This is a genomic window from Legionella sp. W05-934-2 (assembly GCF_964199965.1).
Taxonomy (GTDB): domain Bacteria; phylum Pseudomonadota; class Gammaproteobacteria; order Legionellales; family Legionellaceae; genus JAFIFT01.
On sequence record NZ_CAXMZT010000004.1, the window covers coordinates 17,281 to 36,493 of the forward strand.

Sequence of the window (19,213 nt, forward strand, 5' to 3'; positions counted from 1 at the left end):
AGAAGAGATACATGTCAATCATACAAGAAGACATCATGAAAGCCAGTGCCATCGGGGTTACTGGCTTAGAAAACCTGGAGATGGGTGCCGCTCGGATTCATGTCGATGATAAAAAGATCATCAATTGCCGCGCCGATTTAAATCAATTAGTGCCCTTTAAATATACCTGGGCTTGGGATAAATACTTAGCGGGTTGTGCGAACCACTGGATGCCAAATGAAATCAGCATGAGCGCCGATGTCGCTTTATGGAAAGATCCAAATGGTTTGACGGAAGATGAGCGTTTGATCATTAAACGTAATCTTGGATTTTTCTCCACCGCTGATTCACTCGTGGCTAATAATTTGGTACTCGCTGTCTATCGACATATCACTAACCCAGAATGCCGCCAATATTTATTGCGCCAAGCATTCGAAGAAGCACTGCATACGCACGCTTACCAATACGTGATTGAAAGCCTTGGGCTTGATGAAGCAGAAGTATTTAATATGTATCGGGAAATCCCATCTGTTGCTACCAAAGCTGCTTGGGCCCTCCCCTTTACACAAAGCTTGGGCGACCCAACATTTAGTACAGGCACAACCGAAAATGATCAACGATTATTACGGGATTTGATTGCATTCTACGTCGTTTTTGAAGGTATTTTCTTCTATGTTGGCTTCACTCAAATTCTATCGATGGGACGTCGTAACAAAATGGTTGGAACCTCTGAACAGTTCCAATACATATTACGTGATGAGTCGATGCACATGAATTTTGGTATTGATGTGATTAACCAAATTAAAATCGAGAACCCCCATTTATGGACAAAAGAATTCCAGCAAGAAATGATTAATTTAATTAAACAAGGGGTTGATTTAGAAATACAATATGCCGTTGATACCATGCCTCATGGCATTTTGGGTATGAATGCGGACATGTTTGCTGAATATTTGCATTTCATTGCCAACCGTCGTCTAGCCCAAATCGGTTTACCTGAACAATACCCAGGCGCTGAAAACCCATTCCCTTGGATGAGCGAGATGATGGATTTGAAAAAAGAAAAGAACTTCTTTGAAACCCGTGTTATTGAATATCAGGCTGGCGGTACGCTTGATTGGGACGATGAAGAAGAATCATAACCTGTTTTACCTCCACTGTCCGGGCCCTTTTTAGGGCCTTTTTTATGGCTTGCCCTAATGTTAGTTAGAGGGCTTGATATCGGAATCTGGTGCTGCAGGCGCATCCGCAGATTGTAATGTTTGGTGGAACCGCTTCTTGTAGTGCTGACAGGTCTCTTTGGTGGATTGGGTCACATTTTCCTGAATCGGGGATAAATCTGCATTCGGCAGTAATCCACTTAATTTATGAAACGCTTGGTGATCCAGTGGTGGGGGCTGATTTTCGCTGCTTTTTAAGACATCGATTGTGTGTTTTAACACTTGAATCGCTTCCATGTCCGGTTCGGATGTTGTTTTATTCAATTCACTGTCATACTTTAGCGTGCATTGAGCAATCAAAGCAGCTTTTGCAAGCCCATACTCTTTGGTATAGGCAATTTCTAATAGCTTAGTATCTTGTTCTTGTAAAGCAAACGCCCGTACCCGAGCCATGTCAGTTTTTTCGAGTTCACTTCCTTTCAAAAAAGCGGTCACTGCAGCCAAGTCCTTCATACGCCTATGGGCCTTTTCTTCCTCTTTCTCTGGCAAACCGTGGGAAATTGCATCAATCGTTTTATTCAGTTCAGAACCATACTTTGCCAATAACGTTGCATTTTCTCGACTAATTCCTCTGTCTGTATACCTCGCTTTGGTTTGCACAACGGCTAGCTCGTCTTCTCGCCCATGAGGTGCCATTTTACTATCAAATGTTGCTAATGGTGCTGCGTATTGACCTGAAACCAGGTATAAATTGGGCTTAACAGGTAAATCTTCCCCTAAAAATTCATCCAAGTTTCTCATGCTATCATCGAAATAATCCACCTCAATTGCATCGTTGCTGCTGATCGGTAAGTTATTGATTAAAAACCGGTATTGGTTGACTTTTCCTTCGGGTATCAGGTTAGCCATGTTAACTCTTGGATCATTAATCCCCAATTGCTTTCGCATGCGCTCTGTGTCAGCTTCTATTTGAGGATTAAATTGTTTGGCATTAAAATCATCCATCGATTTACTTTTTGTCCGTGCCCGCAAAGCCTCTTCTTTCACAGCTTTCTCAAAGGGTGCGAGTGTTTCTTGATAATACGCGGTGGGCTGACCAAAAAACTGATCGACACTCGTTGACACGGCAACCGGTTTTCCAATAGCACCTGATAATTGCTCAACAGCATCAACAGTGGTAATCACTTGGTCTATATTGGGGATTGTATCGGCCATTGCATAGGCACGTGTGATTTGGGCTACTTGCAAAAAGGTATTTCGCTGAGTAAATAAAAAAACCTGGTCATACCCCCCTTTCCGAAGGATATCAACCATTGTTTGGTTTAATTTACCATCCTGGACAGCACATCCATCAATATCAACAAGCGCAACTTTCATTAATTCATCACTCAAGGACCTTTTATCAATATAGCTAATTCTGTGCTATCAAGTATCTCGTCTTGCAAAAAGGTGGGAATCTTTGAGAACATCCATTCTTCAACACCCACCCTCTTGTGAATGGGCGAATTCTATCAGACAAAGATTAACTAGACAACAAAAAGAAAAATTTATACACTTATCCGACAATAATTGCTCTTATTAAGTACAGCGGCAATTCCACTAACTAAGCAACCATCGCACTATGAAATCGTTTATTTCTAAAATATCTGTGTTCAAAGCAAATAAAAATCATTTTTTCTCAAGATTTAATCGACCTCATCGCCAAAAAAATCAACACCATTCAACGAGTAATGCCGTCAAATCCAACGCGATGGCAAACACTTCCACCACAACTCATAATGGATCAGTGATTAATAAAAGCAACACGTTGCATTTTACAAGTAGCGGGTTTCAACAACTGAGCCAAAATCATTATAATCGCTTTATGCCAAATAGCTCCATTATTGGTAATGCGGTTTTAACGTTTAATGGTAAACAAGTCACCGCAAGCCAATATGCCATGCCACCATGCAACCAAGGGGAACCTAACTGGGTCCCACTTGCTGATATTCAACCCATACAGCGATTTGGAAAAACAGCCTATCAAGCTAAAACGCCAAGCGGGGCAACTGTCTATTCTAATCAAAGCTATCGCTTTACCGATGAAACCAATCGTCACTTTGAAATTAGACCTTTTGCGCTTCCCCCTGCGAACAAATCCGAACCATTTTGGGGGAATTCTCAATTAATTGACATATCCAAGGAACGTAGGCTGCCGCCTTCTAATATCGTTAAAGGAGGTAACGAGCTATTAGTTGATTCCAAATCAGTCTTTGCACGCCTAGCAGAAAAACGATCACAAAGTCAGTTGCAAGTGATGGAGCGCCCTGCGGTAACATCCTATTTTGAGTTTTGGCTGAAGTATCAAACCATCTTGACCCCTGAGATGAACATTCTGTTATTAAGATCAATTTTTGCTGACAAACAACATCCCATGTCTAAAAATTTTTCTGCTGAGTGGCTGCATGCAGAAGCTTATTCGCTAACGCCAAAATGGATGAATCCCCAACGTAAAGAAAACTTAGGGAGTGGTCCTTATTGGGCTAATTCAGAGATGATGATCTTTGAGTATATGTGTCAATATTTTGCCTACCATTTCCCCACGGTATCGACCAGTATCAAATCGTCCTTATATATGCTGTTGATGACCGATTTGATTGAGTCGATTGACTATGAAGTACACCTTCGCCACGGTAACCGCTCATTGAATTTCTTTCATCGAATAGAACCGCTGCGTCAATTAAATCCTGTTATACCACAAGCAACCGATATTGCTCAGTTGACGGGAATAGCCTTAGCTAAGTTGTCAGGCGTTCCGCCGGCAGTCGAGTCAGTCGTCACGGTGAATGAATTGCTATTATAATCTAAGATCTTTAGGGCTTACGCTGATTTAAGCTGTAAATATCGGTTTGTTGCAAACGTTCACACCAGAGATTTTTCATACTGAGAACCGGCCCATCGGCTTGCCCAACCCGTTTGAAAATGCTAGCATCGAATGCTTTCCACCGCTGAATTTGACATGATGTCGTTTCAAGAAACTGCAAAACAAAGGCTCGCTGATTTTTCGCTCATTATCGGTAAAGCTTTATTCTATAGTGGTGGTCTAGCATTATTTCTGATGGCCTGTGTCGGCACTCTTTCGATTGATATCGTCATGTTAGCCTGTGCTGAAAAACACCATGATCAATTTCTAACAGGTATTATCCTTGGCTCTATGTTTGGAAGAGGATCGTATGATCCCATGCCACTCATAATGGCCTCGCCTATCACCTCCGCATTGGCCGTCGCGCTATCCGTTTATTTAGGCGTTCCGGGAGTGGGTGTCGCCATCGTAGCAGGATGGATTCTATCAACCACGATTTTCATCATGGGTTGTGGGTTATTCGCATTGTCAGAAACTCTCTCAAACAATGACGACTACCAAACCAACGCTTATCAGACAGCCGCTTTTGCGTAGTTCAACAATTTCAGAAAATATCCCACACCAATAATCCTTTTAGACTTGTCGGAAAACCAATTTTATGACTTAAAAGTTATCAAATGATAACAAGGGATAACCACCCCACAATATAATCCACAAGCGAATATCGTCTCGCTTCACCATTCTTCTCAAAAATATGCTTATCATCTCACAGGCTTGCGAAAATTCAGAATCCTTCTGGGATAGTTGACCTGCCCTAGTTGACGTGGCCTTATAAAATCGATAATTTGAAAGAGACAGGTTATTATCAAGGAGCGATATAACATGACAATTTCACCGATGTTAAAGCGGTATATTAAGGATTTCTTTCATGATCCTGCCCAGGAATTGGCTTTTTATGAAGGATTACGTCAATTCGAACAATCGAGCTCATCTAAGAACACAGCTATCATTGACGAACTGGATGAGATTATTCTTGATTTAAAAAATCAGGAAAACAGTCCTCATTTTTTTAGCCTAGCTAAGTAAAAAAAGGGACTCGCAAGTAAAACAAAAACATTGCTTTTTTTAATTTAGAAATATGCCACAGGGTATCCTAAATCACGCCCCTTATGAGGGGCAGATAAGATTGCCTACACCCCCCTATTCTCTTGTGTTTCCTCACACAAAACCGCCAGCATAACTCGATGATTTTCGAATTTTTTTTTAATAAAAAAAAGAGTTGTGATCAAAAATTAACGATGTTATGGTTTAAGGGCAGTGCAAAAAAATATGGAAATAATTGTTGTTGACTTTTAAAAGGATTTTATTATGGGAAATCAATCAAAGTCATCCAACAATGCACTTTGTAGTTCAGACTTAAGTCGCATTGGTGTTGGAAGTGCAGTATCTGAAGTACCCGATAGAAAGGAATTAACGTTTACGCAAGAAGATTATGGAAATCTCTGCGAAAATGAATACTACCGCTTTATTCCCAACAGTGATGTTATTGGTGGAGCAGTGGTTTTCTATAACGGAAAAAAAGTCGTTGCCCATCAATATGAGATGCCTAAGGTTGAAGGTGCCCCTACCTGGAAGCCACTCAAAGATATTACCCCCATTAATCGCTTCGGTAGACAAGTCTATCAAGCCCAAACCCTCGATGGAAATACCGTTTATGCCACGCGGAGTTATACATTCACCGACGAGCATAACAAAAAATATACGTTCCTACCCTTTGCACCACCACCAAAAGGGAAGAACGAACCATTTTGGGGCAGCACAAAATTAGTGCCCATTACCAAAAAACCAGTTAATTCGGACAAATATTATATTGGCGGCAGGGAGTTAAAAGTCGACCCAGAATCCGTTGTGGAACGCTCAGCAGTCACTCGACGAAACCCCGATCAAAACACCGTCATGGGTTATTCTGCCAAAGAAGCCTATGAATTTTACTATGAGCAAATGGCTGATAAGTTAACGCCTGAAATGAGAGAGATTTTTGAACGGGCGATTGAGGCCGATCTCCGCAATCCCTTTCAAAGCAACTACCGACCAGAATGGCTTCATGCGGAAGGCTATTCATTAACGCCCAGCTGGATCGATCCACAACGTCCCGATAATTTAGGCAGTGGTCCTAAATGGGCAAACACAATGATGATGGTGCTTGAGCGCGTTGCCAAATGGTATGCTCTACACTGCCCTAATAGTTACGTCACCATCAAGCCAACGTTTGAAATGCTGTTTGATACAGAACTCATTAAAACGCTTGATTTTGAAGTGCGTGTTGGCTTTAAAGACCATTTTCTCCGCTTCATGCAACACTTAGAGCCACTGCAACAGAAATATCCAGTTTTCCCCGTCGCCAGCGATATAGCGCAATTAACGGGTGTTTCGCAGGCAATATTAACCAATAAACAACCGACTGTGGTATCTGTGATTTCACAGGGCCGTTCTGCGGATAAATGGAATGCTTCTTTCAATAAATCCCAAGCAGCCTATCCTACTCGGCTCACCAGAGATTCGGATGATAGCCAGGCAGAGGAATCCCTTACAGCAGCAAACGATGAAGACATGGAAGAGTCTGCATCCGATGTGACTCATATGGCTAAGTCAAAAGAAAAAGGTAGGCAGAAGGATATACCCGATGCTCAAATGAACTCAACCAACGCGAAGTCAAGTCAGCTGGGTTTATTTGCTAATACCCAACATCGTTACCCCTTGCGAACAACGCCATCGAGACAGCACGCTATGTCTTGATGTGTTTTAGGAGAAAAATAACATGCCTGGCAACAACCGATTCAGCAATATAATAGAGAATGATGAAATAAGAGGATTTTTATCCATTATTTCCTATGACACTTCCGTCATTATATTCGATTTAGACAATACGGTGGGTTGGCCAGGCACTTATTTAGGCAGTGATCAGTGGTTTATGCGCCTATTTGAATACCTTGGACATGCCTTAACGGATAAATCAGAGATCACAAACCTTGCTGTAGCGCTTTATTATGAAGTTCAACGTCAAAGCAAAATGCAAGCTGTGGAAGATAAAGTGATTCTGTTGATTCGCTGCCTGCAATCCATAGGCTACCCCGTTATTGCACTAACATCCCGGGGTCAAGACATTGCAGAAGCCACAAGCCGCCAACTTGCATCCATTGGATTAAACTTTGATGATATTATCTTTTGTGATGGTAAGCCAAAAGGCAACGTATTAAAAAACTGGATTTCCTTAAACAAACCTGATTGGCAAAAAGCGGTGATGATTGACGATAAAGAAAAGCACTTATGTTGTGTTTCTGATGCACTCTCGCCATTAGGGATTTCATTTAAAGGACTTCGATATAGCCGCATGGATACCTTCTTTGCAAAAGACGATAACTGTAATCAGGTGCATCAAAGTTTAATGCAATTTACCTATTTCTCTGAACCGGTGAAGCGTTCATTGATGCCAATCCTTGATTCCTATCAGCCGCATTCACCCTGATGGTGGCTCATGCAAAATAATCGATCAAGCCTTTGGAAACCGTGATAGATTCTGAGTTGAGGCTTTCCTCTTGTGCATCATTAAAGCCATCTTCATGGGTGAGTGTTGTCGCTGAACTCATTTGGCTTTGATTTTTACTGTCATGCTGGTGTCTTGTTTGCACATTCACATCATCTAAATGAATGCCTTGCTCGTGCATCATGTCGCGCAGTTTTGGTAACGTCTGTTCAATCGCATCCCTAGCGCTATCATGATGTGTGGTCATCTGAATAATGGCATGATTTTTATCAATTTTTAAATTCACCTCTAAAGCACCCATCTCTTTGGGGTTTAAGCGTATGATGGCTGATTTAATCTGCTGTTGGCTTAGCCATACAATCTGTTGGTTAAATTGGTTCGCCCAATCTTGATTGGCCATTGGAGTAGGCAGTTGATAGGTTTTTGGACTATCTACTGAAGGAGTTGGATGTAAATTGGCTACTTGAGCGTTACTGGCAGTGATAACCTGGTTCGATAGGGATGTCGTTTGTGCCCCATTCAAAGGTGTTCCACCCTCATGTGTTGTGTTTTGAGCAAGGATTTTTTTTCCAACCAGTTCCGCAATTAACTGATTGGTTAAATCCTGTTTATTAGGAGAGGTTTGCGTTGCCGTTGTTAAATTAAGCGGCGAATCAATCTCAACATCCGTATTGATTATTTCCGGGGAATCGCCCATTTTTAAGTCCGGACCTTGCTTCACCCATGTTGCCGGATCGACTGGCAAATTATCAGATTGTAGAGGCTTTATTGGTAAATTTGTTTTTCCAGCGTTTGTTGCCATCAGCTCTGCTTGACTGACGCCTTTATCTGATTTTGCTAGTAAGGTAGCCAAGGTTTCTAATGTTATTTCAGTTTCAGAGCCCGCCTCACCTGAAAGTTGGCCTTCCTGATTTTCATCTCCCAAGCCAGCTGCATAACCGAGCCAATTTAGCACCAATGCTAATTGAGCTGTTTGGTCATCTTGGTCTCCGGCAACGGAGGCGGGTTCATTGATATTGCTCTCATCAGAGGTGGGTAAGGAGGAAGCTTCTGCCTCAAGGTCATTCGTGATGAATTTTTCCGGCACGGGAAACATTAATTGCATCAGCATTAAAAAGGTATTTTGCTCATCACCAGACTGGCTCACCTGCCCTGAAAGCTCAGTCGCCCTGCCGTTAATTGTTTGAGCATTAAATTGTATGCCTTCTCCCATCATGCATTCCTTTTAGTCGTGTATCACCCATTTATCACTTGTTAGGGCACCATCGTTTAAGTAAATATATGCAAATGCTATGCCAGTAAAACATGCTATGCTTGCAATGATTTTTTAAACAAAAATCCGGACACGAATTATTTTTCCCCATCGCAAGGGTTTATAGTAAGTTCTGTATTTTGACGTAACTTGGGTATATTATATAGCCTACTCAATACTAATGAATTTTGGAGTTTTGAATGAAAGTTGGAAATGACAGCCACTCAGTTTGTAAACAACTTGAAGTCGCCGGTAAAACCTACCATTACTACAGTTTACCTGAGCTCGAAAAGCAACATTATCCAGGCGTTAGTCGATTACCAAATTCACTGAAGGTTTTATTAGAAAACCTTTTACGCTTTGAAGACGGGGAAACGGTGACCAAAGCAGATATTAAAGCCATGATCGATTGGTTAGACACAAAATCCTCTCACCATGAAATTGCTTATCGACCAACCCGTGTATTGATGCAAGATTTTACAGGCGTCCCTGCCGTTGTCGATTTAGCCGCCATGCGCGATGCCATTGAAAAAATGGGAGGCGACCCAAATAAAATTTCACCATTATCACCGGTGGATTTAGTCATCGATCATTCGGTGATGGTCGATCAATTCGCTTCACCGGAAGCGATGAAATTCAACACTGACATCGAAATGAAGCGTAACCTCGAGCGCTATGAATTTTTGCGTTGGGGACAAACGGCTTTCGATAATTTTCGGGTTGTGCCTCCCGGCACAGGCATTTGCCACCAAGTAAACCTTGAGTATTTGGGTAAAACTGTGTGGTCGTCCGAGCACCAAGGAAAATGGTATGCTTACCCAGACACATTAGTCGGCACCGACTCACACACAACCATGATTAATGGGCTTGGTGTCCTTGGATGGGGCGTAGGCGGCATTGAAGCCGAGGCAGCGATGCTTGGCCAGCCCATTTCCATGCTCATACCAGAAGTTGTCGGCTTTGAACTGAACGGTCGGTTAAGAGAAGGCATCACCGCGACTGACTTAGTATTAACCGTGACGCAAATGTTGAGAAAACACGGGGTTGTTGGGAAATTCGTCGAGTTTTATGGCGCAGGATTAGCGGATCTACCCCTTGCTGACCGAGCCACGATTTCGAATATGGCCCCAGAATATGGCGCCACCTGCGGCTTTTTCCCGGTGGACAAAGAAACCCTTCGATACCTTGAATTAACAGGCCGGGATGCAGAGCAAATCAAACTGGTGGAAGCCTACTGCAAAGCGCAAGGCCTCTGGTATGACACCCAATCGACTCAACCCGAGTTTAGTGCCGTTCTATCACTTGATTTGGCTTCCGTTGAACCCTCGCTTGCCGGACCCAAAAGACCCCAAGACAAGGTGACCTTGAGCACATTACCCAACGCATTCAATGACATGCTTAATGAGGCTGTTGCAGCGAATAAACAAAACAAAGGATACCCGGTTAAAGGTGAAAATTTTGAACTCACTCACGGCGATGTTGTCATTGCTGCAATCACCTCTTGTACGAATACCTCCAACCCAAGTGTATTAATGGCAGCAGGTTTGGTCGCGAAAAAGGCCGTCGAAAAGGGTCTGACCCGTAAACCATGGGTAAAATCCTCGCTAGCACCTGGCTCTAAAGTGGTGACGGATTACCTCAAAGCGGCGGGATTGCAAACGTATTTGGATAAACTGGGTTTCAATTTAGTCGGTTATGGCTGCACAACATGTATTGGTAACTCAGGGCCATTACCCGATCACGTGAGCAAAACCATTAATGATCATGAGTTGGTTGTCAGCTCCGTGTTATCTGGAAACCGTAACTTTGAAGGACGAGTGCATCCCCTCGTACGAGCTAACTGGTTAGCTTCGCCACCGCTTGTTGTCGCATTCGCTTTGGCAGGCTCAACGAAGCTTGATTTAAATAAAGAGCCACTGGGTGAAGACAAACATGGCAAACCGGTATTTTTGAAAGATCTTTGGCCAACCAATGCGGAAGTGGCTGCGGAAGTTGAAAAAGTGACGGGCCAAATGTTTCGTAAAGAATATGCCGAAGTATTTGAAGGTGACGAACAATGGCGCGCCATCCAAGTTGGCACAGGCAAAACCTATGACTGGAAAGCGGATTCAACTTACATCCAACACCCACCATTTTTTGAGAATATCAGCGCAAAAGTACCCCCGATAAAGCCTATCAATCGCGCTAGAGTGTTGGCATTATTAGGTGATTCGATCACCACCGATCATATCTCCCCTGCTGGATCAATCAAAGCAAACTCACCTGCTGGAATATACTTAAAAAGCAAAGGCGTTCATGAAGTCGACTTTAACTCCTATGGTTCCCGCAGAGGTAACCATGAAGTGATGATGCGCGGAACATTTGCCAATATCCGTATTCGTAACGAGATGACCCCGGATGTTGAGGGTGGATTTACCAAATATATTCCAACGGGTGAAACCCTTTCTATTTTTGATGCATCGATGAAATATCAAAAAGATGGCTGTGACTTAGTGGTCATTGCGGGGAAAGAATATGGGACGGGTTCCTCACGGGATTGGGCGGCTAAGGGCACATTGCTGCTCGGCGTCAAAGCAGTCATCGCCGAGAGCTTTGAACGAATACATCGTTCCAATCTAATCGGCATGGGCGTTCTCCCGCTTCAATTTGATCAGGGCAGTACTCGAAAAACCTTGCATCTGACAGGGAATGAGTTTATCTCGATTGAAGTCAATGATAAGCTCAAGCCCGCTGATAGGCTGACCATGACCATTGAACGTGAAAATGGAACAAAAGATCACGTATCTGTCCTCTGTCGAATTGATACAGCCGACGAGCTGGCCTATTATAATAATGGGGGCATATTAAATTATGTCTTACGCCAACTCGCTAAATAAGTTGGTCAACTTCTCATTTTTCCAGATCAATAAGGAGATAATTTGGAAAAATGAGGACGCGTTACTATCTTGAAAGGCTAGGTGAAGATATGAAAAATGGATTTTCTTTAGTTGAACTAATGATTGTATTGGGAATAATTGGAATACTAGCAGCCATTGCTTATCCCAGTTATAATGAATATACCACGCGTGCTCACCGCGCTGATGGTCAGTCTGCGTTATTGGACTTGGCTACTCGAATGGAGCGGTATTATTCAGAAAACAACACCTATGCAACTGCCACTGTTGCAGCGGGCAACGGGGCAACCGATGTGCTTGGTACAAATATCTCGCCTGATGGCTGGTATACTTTATCAATCACTGCCCAAGGTGCAGGAACGTTTACCGTTCAAGCAACCCCGCGGTTGGAACAAGCAAACCGAGATACACGCTGTCAAAGTTTGACTTATAATAACTTAGGACAAAAAGGGATTGCAAACGGACCCGCTGGGGCACCGACGGGTACGGTCGCACAATGCTGGTAATGCAACGACATTATGAGCATTGTTTAACCAATTAATTTGGGTTATAATCAACCTATAACGTTCACTATTTGAGGCGCTAATGGCAACGATAGAACAACCAACACTACCCCCAGTGACATTGATGACAGCCGTTAGTCCAAATGGTAACCCGATTGCGTCTCCACAAATAGAAAAATTGCGCTTGCGTTTAATGGCAGCCTTTGGACTCGATACGCCAGCTGAAATTGAACAATATATGCAAACACCTGCTGGCATCGAAGCGGTCAATATGGTCGTTGAGCAAATTGAATTACAAGAAACCTACCAAAAACAGCACGAACTCGACAGAAGAGACGACCAAATACGACATAATCGTATGTTAGCTTTCCTATTGCTATCGTTACTTCATCGAGAAGCCAAAGCAAAAGAGCGCCTGCGTGAAGCATATCAAGAAATCGAAAAAATAATTAAAAGCGGTGAGGAGCATCTAATAAATGAGTCAAAACAGTTCACAGATCAAGCATCATCGATGTATGACTCAGCCGCGAAAGTACTCGAAAAACAATTAGATATGTACAACAAAGAAGCTGAGCAATTAGAAAAAGATCAAGAGAGTTTGGCAAAAGATGTGGCTTCGCTAGAAGATAAATATCAAGTGATTGATCGTCACATGGGCGAAGGCCTGAAATTAATCGAATCAGATGGGGATAAGCCCGATGCACTCAACAAACACGTCCATGAACTCAATGAAAAAATCGAAAAGCTAACCAATAAAATTGCTAAAAAAGTCGACGACAATGAAGATCCAACAAAGCAAATACACCGTTTAAACGCCCTAGCCTTAAAAAGAGCCATGCTACGATCGTTCATCGAAGATAATCTCTATACGGCGGAAGGTGAACTATTGCAAGGTGTAGCAAAGCGTGATCGCTATCATGAAGCAGCATTCTGCTTGAAACCGGATCTGCAGTTAGTCAAGCACGAAGGAGAGTTCATGGTGCTTGGTAAAGGGGAAAACGCAAAAGACCTTAGCCAGGAAAAGCGCGAGCAAGCGGTGAAGACGTTTAAAACTCATCAACTGCAATACTGCGAAGTATCGAAGCTTTGCGCCAGCAATAAAGCAGCAGAGCATGGCTTGTTATCCACACGCGCAGAAAAATTAGCCGGACGCGTTGAACAATTAAATAACCGCATGCTGCTATTAACCCACCAACTGGTTGCATTAGAAGAAAACAAGACCCAAGTGAATCAATTAAAGCAAACTCAACAAACGCGTCCCACCATTCAACAGGCGACTGCGCCAACGCCAAAACCGAATTCAGCCCAAGTAACGCAAACCTATCGTCATATTTTAAAACTAATGGGCAATCAAACACCAGACCCTGCTAAATTAATGACAATCGCTCAAGGCATGGCTAATTCTAAAAACACAGATGAGCAGCTCAGAACGTTATTCGTGCAACGATTAGAGCAGTCTGGCCTTGTCAAGCATAGTGACAAAGATAGCTTGCATCAACAGCTTTTATCAGGTGGTCAAATCCAGCCACAAACAGTCCGGGAACTGCAAGAGCGCATTAACCAACGCCCTGAAACTGCCAACACCTTGCAAGAGCGTTTCCACCCAAATCCATTTTCAATGACCCCGTTAAAATAACTGATAGAATAAGTTTTAAGCAAAATCAAAACACACGCGGTCATCGCCGATTAATTTACGGATTGCGTTAATGCAATTGTCATCTGGTAACACCGACCATTCTGCTCCCAAATCTAACTTAGCCTGCGCTTGTCCATTTTGATAGGCTAACTGGACCGGGCATTCTCCGGGGTATTGGCGAAAAATAGCGCTCAAAGCTGTAAGCTTCGCATGATCTCGCTCTTCAAATTGGACAACCAGCGATTTTGCCATCAAACTTCGCGCTTCGGCTATGGTGAATAGTCGGCTTGCCGTAATTTTAACACCACCGGAAAAATCATCTTGAGCAACATCCCCTTCTATGACGGTCATTTCTCCCGTTATGACAGCGTGGCTATGTTGATCAAATATCTCACCAAATACCACACAATCAATGCGCGCACTAGCATCATCGATGTTGACAATCACTAAGCGTTTTCCGCGCTTGGTGAGGATTTTACGAATGCTCATAACCTGACCGCAAATCCATGCTTTTTTACTCACAATAGGATTAAGTGAGATAATCCGAGTTATTCGATGATGGAACTCAAGGCAATATTGCTTAGCTGGGTGGCCGCTTAGATAAAACCCTAGTGTTTCTTTTTCACCATCTAAACTTTGTCGCTCTGGCCAAGGCTCAACTTCTGCGTATTGACTAGCCTCGTCTGCTTCTTCGCCATGATTAAATAAATCAAACATATCCTGTTGGCCAGTCAATGCATCCTTTTGCGCTTTCTCAGCAATTCTCATTGCTTTATCAATCGAAGCAAATAGCGTGGCGCGACTTGTCTGCCATTCATCAAACGTTCCTGATTTGATAAGCGCTTCAATCACACGACGATTGACTTTACGGGTTTCAACGCGACAACAAAAATCAAATAAATCATTAAATGGGCCGTTTTGCTGGCGCTGGCTGATTATTGATTCAATTGCTGCTTCCCCAACCCCTTTAATGGCCCCCAAGCCATAGACAATTTCACCTTGGTCATTCACGGTAAACTGCATCATCGACGCATTAATAGTAGGCGGAAGCACTTTTAATTTTAGCTGGGCACATTCATCTATGAAATTAACCACTTTGTCCGTATTATCCATATCAGACGACATGACAGCTGCCATAAATGCAGCTGGGTAGTGGGCCTTTATCCAGGCTGTTTGGTAGGCTACCAAAGCATAAGCCGCCGAATGTGACTTGTTGAATCCATAGCCAGCAAATTTTTCCATCAAATCGAAAATATAAGTCGCGGTGCCCTCATCAACGCCTCGGTCTTTAGCTCCTTCAGAAAAGATCGCTCGTTGTTTTGCCATTTCTTCTGGCTTTTTCTTACCCATAGCCCGACGCAACATGTCCGCAGCGCCCAGCGTATAATTTGCTAATACTTGCGCGATTTGCATGACTTGTTCTTGATATAAGATAACCCCATACGTTGGTTTCAAGATGGGTTCCAAATCAGGATGGGGATAAGCGACTTCCGCGCGCCCATGCTTTCTGTCAATAAAATCATCAACCATGCCAGACTGTAGAGGCCCCGGTCGAAACAAAGCCACTAATGCAACAATATCTTCAAAACAATCCGGCTGCAATCGACCTATCAACTCTTTCATACCACGTGATTCCAATTGGAATACTGCCGTCGTTTGACAGGCTTTAAGCAACTTGAAAGAGGCGTCATCGTCAAATGGGATCTGACTGATATCAATTGGTTCTAACCCTTGGGCTTGTCTTTGTTGATTAACGGTTTGCAATGCCCAATCAATGATAGTCAATGTTCTTAAACCAAGAAAGTCAAACTTGACCAAGCCAACTGCTTCAACATCATCTTTATCAAATTGACTTACGATTTGATTGGAGCCTTGTTCACAATAGACTGCTGTAAAATCGGTTAACTTGGAAGGGGCAATGACCACGCCCCCAGCATGCTTACCCGCATTTCGCGTAATACCTTCCAGTTTTAATGCTAATTCAAATAATGCTTTGACGTCTTCATCATTATCATGAAGTGATTTAAGTTCTGGTTCTTGCTCCAATGCTTTGGTTAACGTGATACCAATCTCAAAGGGAATGAGTTTGGCGATTTTATCAACAAATGGATAGGGATGACCTAAAACGCGGCCAACATCTCGAATCACCGCCTTTGCCGCCATAGAGCCAAAAGTGATGATCTGTGACACACTTTGGCGGCCATATTTTTCAGCGACATATTCGATAACGCGATCGCGCCCTTCCATACAAAAATCGATATCAAAATCCGGCATTGAAACCCGCTCAGGGTTTAAAAAGCGTTCAAAAAGCAAATCATAGGCTAGGGGGTCTAAATCGGTAATTTCCAGCGCATAAGCAACTAAAGATCCTGCACCCGATCCTCGACCAGGCCCAACCGGAACACCATGATTTTTAGCCCACTGAATAAAATCGGCAACAATCAAAAAATAGCCGGCAAACCCCATGCGATTAATCACATCTAACTCGATTTGCAGACGCTCATCATATGCAATACGAGTGGAAGCTAATGCTTCTGGCGTTAGATTAGGATAAAGTTGTACTAATCGCTCCTCTAATCCTTTTTTAGATTGAGAGGATAAAAAAGATTCAATATTGTCCCCCGCAGGAACGGGAAAATCCGGCAAGAAATTGTCGCCAAGATTTAATTTGACTGTGCACCGTTTACTAATTTCGACCGCATTTTCTATCGCACTCGGTAAATCAGCAAAAATAGTTTGCATTTCTTCTGCGCTTCGCAAGTATTGTTTCGCTTGATAATATTTGGGTCGGCGTGGATCCGCTATCACGACGCCTTGATTGATACATACTCTTGCCTCATGCGCATCAAAGTCGTCTTCATCAATAAAGCAAACCGAATTTGTTGCAACGAGTGGTAAACTTAAAATCTGTGCCAATTGGACTGTTCGTTCATTAAATGATTTTTCACCATCCCAACCGACTCGTTGTATTTCAAGGTAATATCGATCACCAAACAACTGCTGCCAAAAAGCCGCCCTTTCGTTAGCTTGGGCTTCATTACCATTAACCAGTGCCTGTCCAACGTCGCCATTTTGCGCACCCGATAATGCAATTAACCCTTCGTTATACTCGGAAAACCAGCTTTTTTGAACCCTCGGCGCACCTTGTATTTGGCCTTCTTGATAAGCTTTAGATATCAGGCATGTTAAGTTTCGATAACCTGTTTCGTTTTGACATAAAAGCAACATTGAATAGGCTTTATCTTGCTTTCCCGCCTCAACCCAAGGTATATCTGCGCCTAAAATGGGTTTGACACCTGCCCCCAATGCCGCTTTATACACTTTTACCGCAGCAAACAGATTACAATAGTCTGTGACTGCTACTGCCTTCATGCCACGTTCTTTGACAGCATCCATGAGCGGTTTGACGCGCACAAGCCCATCTACCAACGAATATTCACTGTGTAATCTTAAATGAACAAATTTTCCAGTCATGCAGAAACCTGTTGTAAGCGATTAATAAACCGTGTTTGCAACCCTTCAAACCCTTTATTCGACATGAACAATACCAAGTCGCCTGGTTTAACGGTTTCAACCAATTGACTCAGCAGCGTTTCAGAGTTTGTCTGAATATCCATCCCATCAATCTGAATTGAATCAGCACAATAGGCAAAAGCGATATCGGCTTGGGTAATAGCCATTGGCAAATTATAAGCATGTCCCCCTTGCTTCATTGTGTTCGACCCTATCTCAACGACAGCAATAATACGTTGATAGCGATTTAACTTTCGCACGGCGTCAATTGTACAGCGAATGGCTGTGGGGTGATGAGCAAAATCATCAATGACATCAATTTGCTGGATGGATGCTAACTTTTGTAACCGCCTTTTCACCGGCTTAAATTCTGATAGCGCCTTTTCCATGGCGCTTGATGCAATACCCGCATGGTGACCAGCTGCAATGGCCATTAGTGCATTTTTCGCATTAAATGCGCCTATGACAGGCCAATTGACCTGCATGAGGCGATGGTTTTGGTGATAAATATCAAACTGACTGCCATCTTCAACTCGCAAATCAGCATACCAATCATTGCGAGACAATAAGCTAATCTGCTGATGGTGGCAATAACATCCTTTGGCTAATACTTCCCCAACAGCCACGTCTTCATCCGGTGTTAGCAACAAGCTATTACTCGGTATTGTGCGGAGATAGTAGTGAAATTGCTGCACAATAGCAGCAAGATTGGGGTAAATATCCCCATGATCGAATTCGAGATTGTTGATAATAGCGATATGCGGACGATAGTGCATCATTTTGGGTCGTTTATCAAAAAATGCACTGTCATATTCATCCGACTCAATAATAAACCACTCCCCCTCACCTAATCGAGCGGATGTTTTCAAATTATTATCAACTCCGCCAATCAAAAAGCCAGGTTTCAGTCCTGCTTGGTCAAAAATATGCGTTATCATCGCCGTGGTGCTTGTCTTTCCGTGTGTGCCACAAACGGCGACTACTTTATAGTTTGGCAAGACATGATTGGCTAACCACTGTGGACCCGACCAGAGTTGTTTGTTGATGTTAAGTAAGTGCTCGATAACCGGCATGCCTCGCTTCACAACATTGCCTACGATGACAATATCAGCGTCGATTGCATCTTTCGTGATATCATAACCCTCATGCCATTGGATTTGCTTCTCAGTCAACATGTCGCTAACAGGCGGATAGCATTTGGCATCGCAACCGGTTACATAAAACCCCATCTCTCTTGCTAAAATAGCAATCGAGCTCATAAACGTCCCAGAAATCCCTAAAATATGCACATGCTGACTCATATCATTCCCCCGATAAAGAACAAAGACATTTGCGTGGCAATCAAACCTAACCAAACCAAAAATGCTCGCCCTTGAGAAATAGACAACGACTGTTGGTAAATATAAACATTCACAACTATCTGCCAAACGGCAAATATAAATAGCGCAAAAAATGCGGTTAACTGAGCAATTGCTACTGCCCCTGTCACTGTTGCTGAAGGATCTGCAGGCGGCGTTGGCAAGATTAAAAAAATCGGTATGGTCATTACCTCGATAAGAATAGCGCAAGCAAAAAGACAATTGATAGTTCGAATAAATCGGTTTGACATCGATTGGCTGTAGAGAATTAAATAAGTATACCCAAGCATTGAAATGGTCGTAATAATTAGCTGTCGAATCATTGTCATGGATTGATCGACCGCCACTTTTGGTATGACAGCAACCAGACCAAGTTTAACGAGCACATAGCCAATCACTAACAAGCCAGTTAGCAAGGTATTATTAGGTGTCTTTGCTGGCGAGATCTGCAATCGGCAAACCCGCCAATAGGTTTGAATTATCTTTGAAAACATATCATCCTCACAGCGGACTACTGCACTATAATTTCTTA

General features: G+C 42.9%; 14 protein-coding genes. 9 read left to right on the forward strand and 5 right to left on the reverse strand.

The window, feature by feature from the left end:
• Positions 1 to 11: 11 nt before the first annotated feature.
• Entirely contained in the window at positions 12 to 1,121 is a 1,110-nt protein-coding gene (locus tag AB3348_RS05410) for a ribonucleotide-diphosphate reductase subunit beta (protein ID WP_367606558.1), read from the forward strand.
• A 60-nt stretch (positions 1,122 to 1,181) separates the two neighbouring features.
• Here the strand turns inward: AB3348_RS05410 and AB3348_RS05415 are convergent, their stop codons facing one another.
• Positions 1,182 to 2,531 carry a hypothetical protein gene (locus tag AB3348_RS05415; protein WP_367606559.1) on the reverse strand — a complete coding sequence of 450 codons (1,350 nt, stop codon included), beginning with the start codon at positions 2,529 to 2,531 and terminating at the stop codon, positions 1,182 to 1,184.
• 229 nt (positions 2,532 to 2,760) lie between these two features.
• Between AB3348_RS05415 and AB3348_RS05420 the strand changes: the two genes are divergently transcribed.
• The 5 genes from AB3348_RS05420 to AB3348_RS05440 all read left to right on the forward strand — a co-directional run bounded on the left by AB3348_RS05420 (position 2,761) and on the right by AB3348_RS05440 (position 7,507).
• Positions 2,761 to 3,981 (forward strand): hypothetical protein, encoded by a 1,221-nt coding sequence (locus AB3348_RS05420; protein WP_367606560.1) that lies wholly within the window; start codon positions 2,761 to 2,763, stop codon positions 3,979 to 3,981.
• Between the two features lie 156 nt (positions 3,982 to 4,137).
• Positions 4,138 to 4,575 carry a hypothetical protein gene (locus AB3348_RS05425; RefSeq protein ID WP_367606561.1) on the forward strand — a complete coding sequence of 146 codons (438 nt, stop codon included), beginning with the start codon at positions 4,138 to 4,140 and terminating at the stop codon, positions 4,573 to 4,575.
• Between the two features lie 288 nt (positions 4,576 to 4,863).
• Positions 4,864 to 5,067 carry a hypothetical protein gene (locus AB3348_RS05430; protein ID WP_367606562.1) on the forward strand — a complete coding sequence of 68 codons (204 nt, stop codon included), beginning with the start codon at positions 4,864 to 4,866 and terminating at the stop codon, positions 5,065 to 5,067.
• A gap of 282 nt (positions 5,068 to 5,349) precedes the next feature.
• Positions 5,350 to 6,777, forward strand: a complete 1,428-nt coding sequence (locus AB3348_RS05435) for a hypothetical protein (protein WP_367606563.1) — start codon at positions 5,350 to 5,352, stop codon at positions 6,775 to 6,777.
• Positions 6,778 to 6,799: 22 nt separating this feature from the next.
• Complete coding sequence (locus tag AB3348_RS05440) at positions 6,800 to 7,507, forward strand: DUF2608 domain-containing protein (RefSeq protein WP_367606564.1); 708 nt, start codon at positions 6,800 to 6,802, stop codon at positions 7,505 to 7,507.
• Positions 7,508 to 7,514: 7 nt separating this feature from the next.
• Here AB3348_RS05440 and AB3348_RS05445 read toward each other — a convergent pair whose 3' ends face one another.
• Positions 7,515 to 8,741, reverse strand: coding sequence for a flagellar hook-length control protein FliK (locus AB3348_RS05445; RefSeq protein WP_367606565.1), 1,227 nt, complete (start codon positions 8,739 to 8,741; stop codon positions 7,515 to 7,517).
• A 236-nt stretch (positions 8,742 to 8,977) separates the two neighbouring features.
• Between AB3348_RS05445 and acnA the strand changes: the two genes are divergently transcribed.
• The 3 genes from acnA (at position 8,978) to AB3348_RS05460 (ending at position 13,810) form a co-directional block, all read left to right on the forward strand.
• Positions 8,978 to 11,653, forward strand: a complete 2,676-nt coding sequence (gene acnA, locus AB3348_RS05450) for an aconitate hydratase AcnA (RefSeq protein ID WP_367606566.1) — start codon at positions 8,978 to 8,980, stop codon at positions 11,651 to 11,653.
• 89 nt (positions 11,654 to 11,742) lie between these two features.
• The gene (locus tag AB3348_RS05455) at positions 11,743 to 12,177 is read left to right on the forward strand and encodes a type IV pilin protein (RefSeq protein ID WP_367606567.1); all 435 of its coding nucleotides are present in this window, start codon (positions 11,743 to 11,745) and stop codon (positions 12,175 to 12,177) included.
• A 79-nt stretch (positions 12,178 to 12,256) separates the two neighbouring features.
• Complete coding sequence (locus tag AB3348_RS05460; protein WP_367606568.1) at positions 12,257 to 13,810, forward strand: hypothetical protein; 1,554 nt, start codon at positions 12,257 to 12,259, stop codon at positions 13,808 to 13,810.
• Positions 13,811 to 13,825: 15 nt separating this feature from the next.
• Here the strand turns inward: AB3348_RS05460 and dnaE are convergent, their stop codons facing one another.
• From dnaE to AB3348_RS05475, 3 genes are read right to left on the reverse strand one after another with little or no spacing between them, the layout of a single operon-like run.
• Positions 13,826 to 17,284 (reverse strand): DNA polymerase III subunit alpha, encoded by a 3,459-nt coding sequence (gene dnaE, locus AB3348_RS05465; RefSeq protein ID WP_367606569.1) that lies wholly within the window; start codon positions 17,282 to 17,284, stop codon positions 13,826 to 13,828.
• Positions 17,281 to 18,624: a UDP-N-acetylmuramate:L-alanyl-gamma-D-glutamyl-meso-diaminopimelate ligase gene (mpl, locus tag AB3348_RS05470; protein WP_367606570.1), complete on the reverse strand. Its 1,344-nt coding sequence runs from the start codon at positions 18,622 to 18,624 to the stop codon at positions 17,281 to 17,283. Before mpl ends, dnaE begins: the two co-directional genes overlap by 4 nt.
• On the reverse strand, positions 18,621 to 19,175 hold the full coding sequence (locus tag AB3348_RS05475) for a hypothetical protein (RefSeq protein WP_367606571.1): 555 nt from the start codon (positions 19,173 to 19,175) through the stop codon (positions 18,621 to 18,623). Before AB3348_RS05475 ends, mpl begins: the two co-directional genes overlap by 4 nt.
• Positions 19,176 to 19,213 lie beyond the last annotated feature (38 nt).

Excerpts from the sequence above, each read along its gene's own strand:
- AB3348_RS05440 (WP_367606564.1), top strand. The coding sequence starts at position 6,800 with ATGCCTGGCAACAACCGATTCAGCAATATAATAGAGAATGATGAAATA.
- AB3348_RS05455 (WP_367606567.1), top strand. The coding sequence starts at position 11,743 with ATGAAAAATGGATTTTCTTTAGTTGAACTAATGATTGTATTGGGAATA.
- AB3348_RS05430 (WP_367606562.1), top strand. The coding sequence starts at position 4,864 with ATGACAATTTCACCGATGTTAAAGCGGTATATTAAGGATTTCTTTCAT.
- AB3348_RS05475 (WP_367606571.1), bottom strand. The coding sequence starts at position 19,175 with ATGTTTTCAAAGATAATTCAAACCTATTGGCGGGTTTGCCGATTGCAG.
- AB3348_RS05445 (WP_367606565.1), bottom strand. The coding sequence starts at position 8,741 with ATGATGGGAGAAGGCATACAATTTAATGCTCAAACAATTAACGGCAGG.
- dnaE (WP_367606569.1), bottom strand. The coding sequence starts at position 17,284 with ATGACTGGAAAATTTGTTCATTTAAGATTACACAGTGAATATTCGTTG.
- mpl (WP_367606570.1), bottom strand. The coding sequence starts at position 18,624 with ATGAGTCAGCATGTGCATATTTTAGGGATTTCTGGGACGTTTATGAGC.
- AB3348_RS05420 (WP_367606560.1), top strand. The coding sequence starts at position 2,761 with ATGAAATCGTTTATTTCTAAAATATCTGTGTTCAAAGCAAATAAAAAT.
- acnA (WP_367606566.1), top strand. The coding sequence starts at position 8,978 with ATGAAAGTTGGAAATGACAGCCACTCAGTTTGTAAACAACTTGAAGTC.
- AB3348_RS05410 (WP_367606558.1), top strand. The coding sequence starts at position 12 with ATGTCAATCATACAAGAAGACATCATGAAAGCCAGTGCCATCGGGGTT.
- AB3348_RS05460 (WP_367606568.1), top strand. The coding sequence starts at position 12,257 with ATGGCAACGATAGAACAACCAACACTACCCCCAGTGACATTGATGACA.
- AB3348_RS05425 (WP_367606561.1), top strand. The coding sequence starts at position 4,138 with ATGATGTCGTTTCAAGAAACTGCAAAACAAAGGCTCGCTGATTTTTCG.
- AB3348_RS05435 (WP_367606563.1), top strand. The coding sequence starts at position 5,350 with ATGGGAAATCAATCAAAGTCATCCAACAATGCACTTTGTAGTTCAGAC.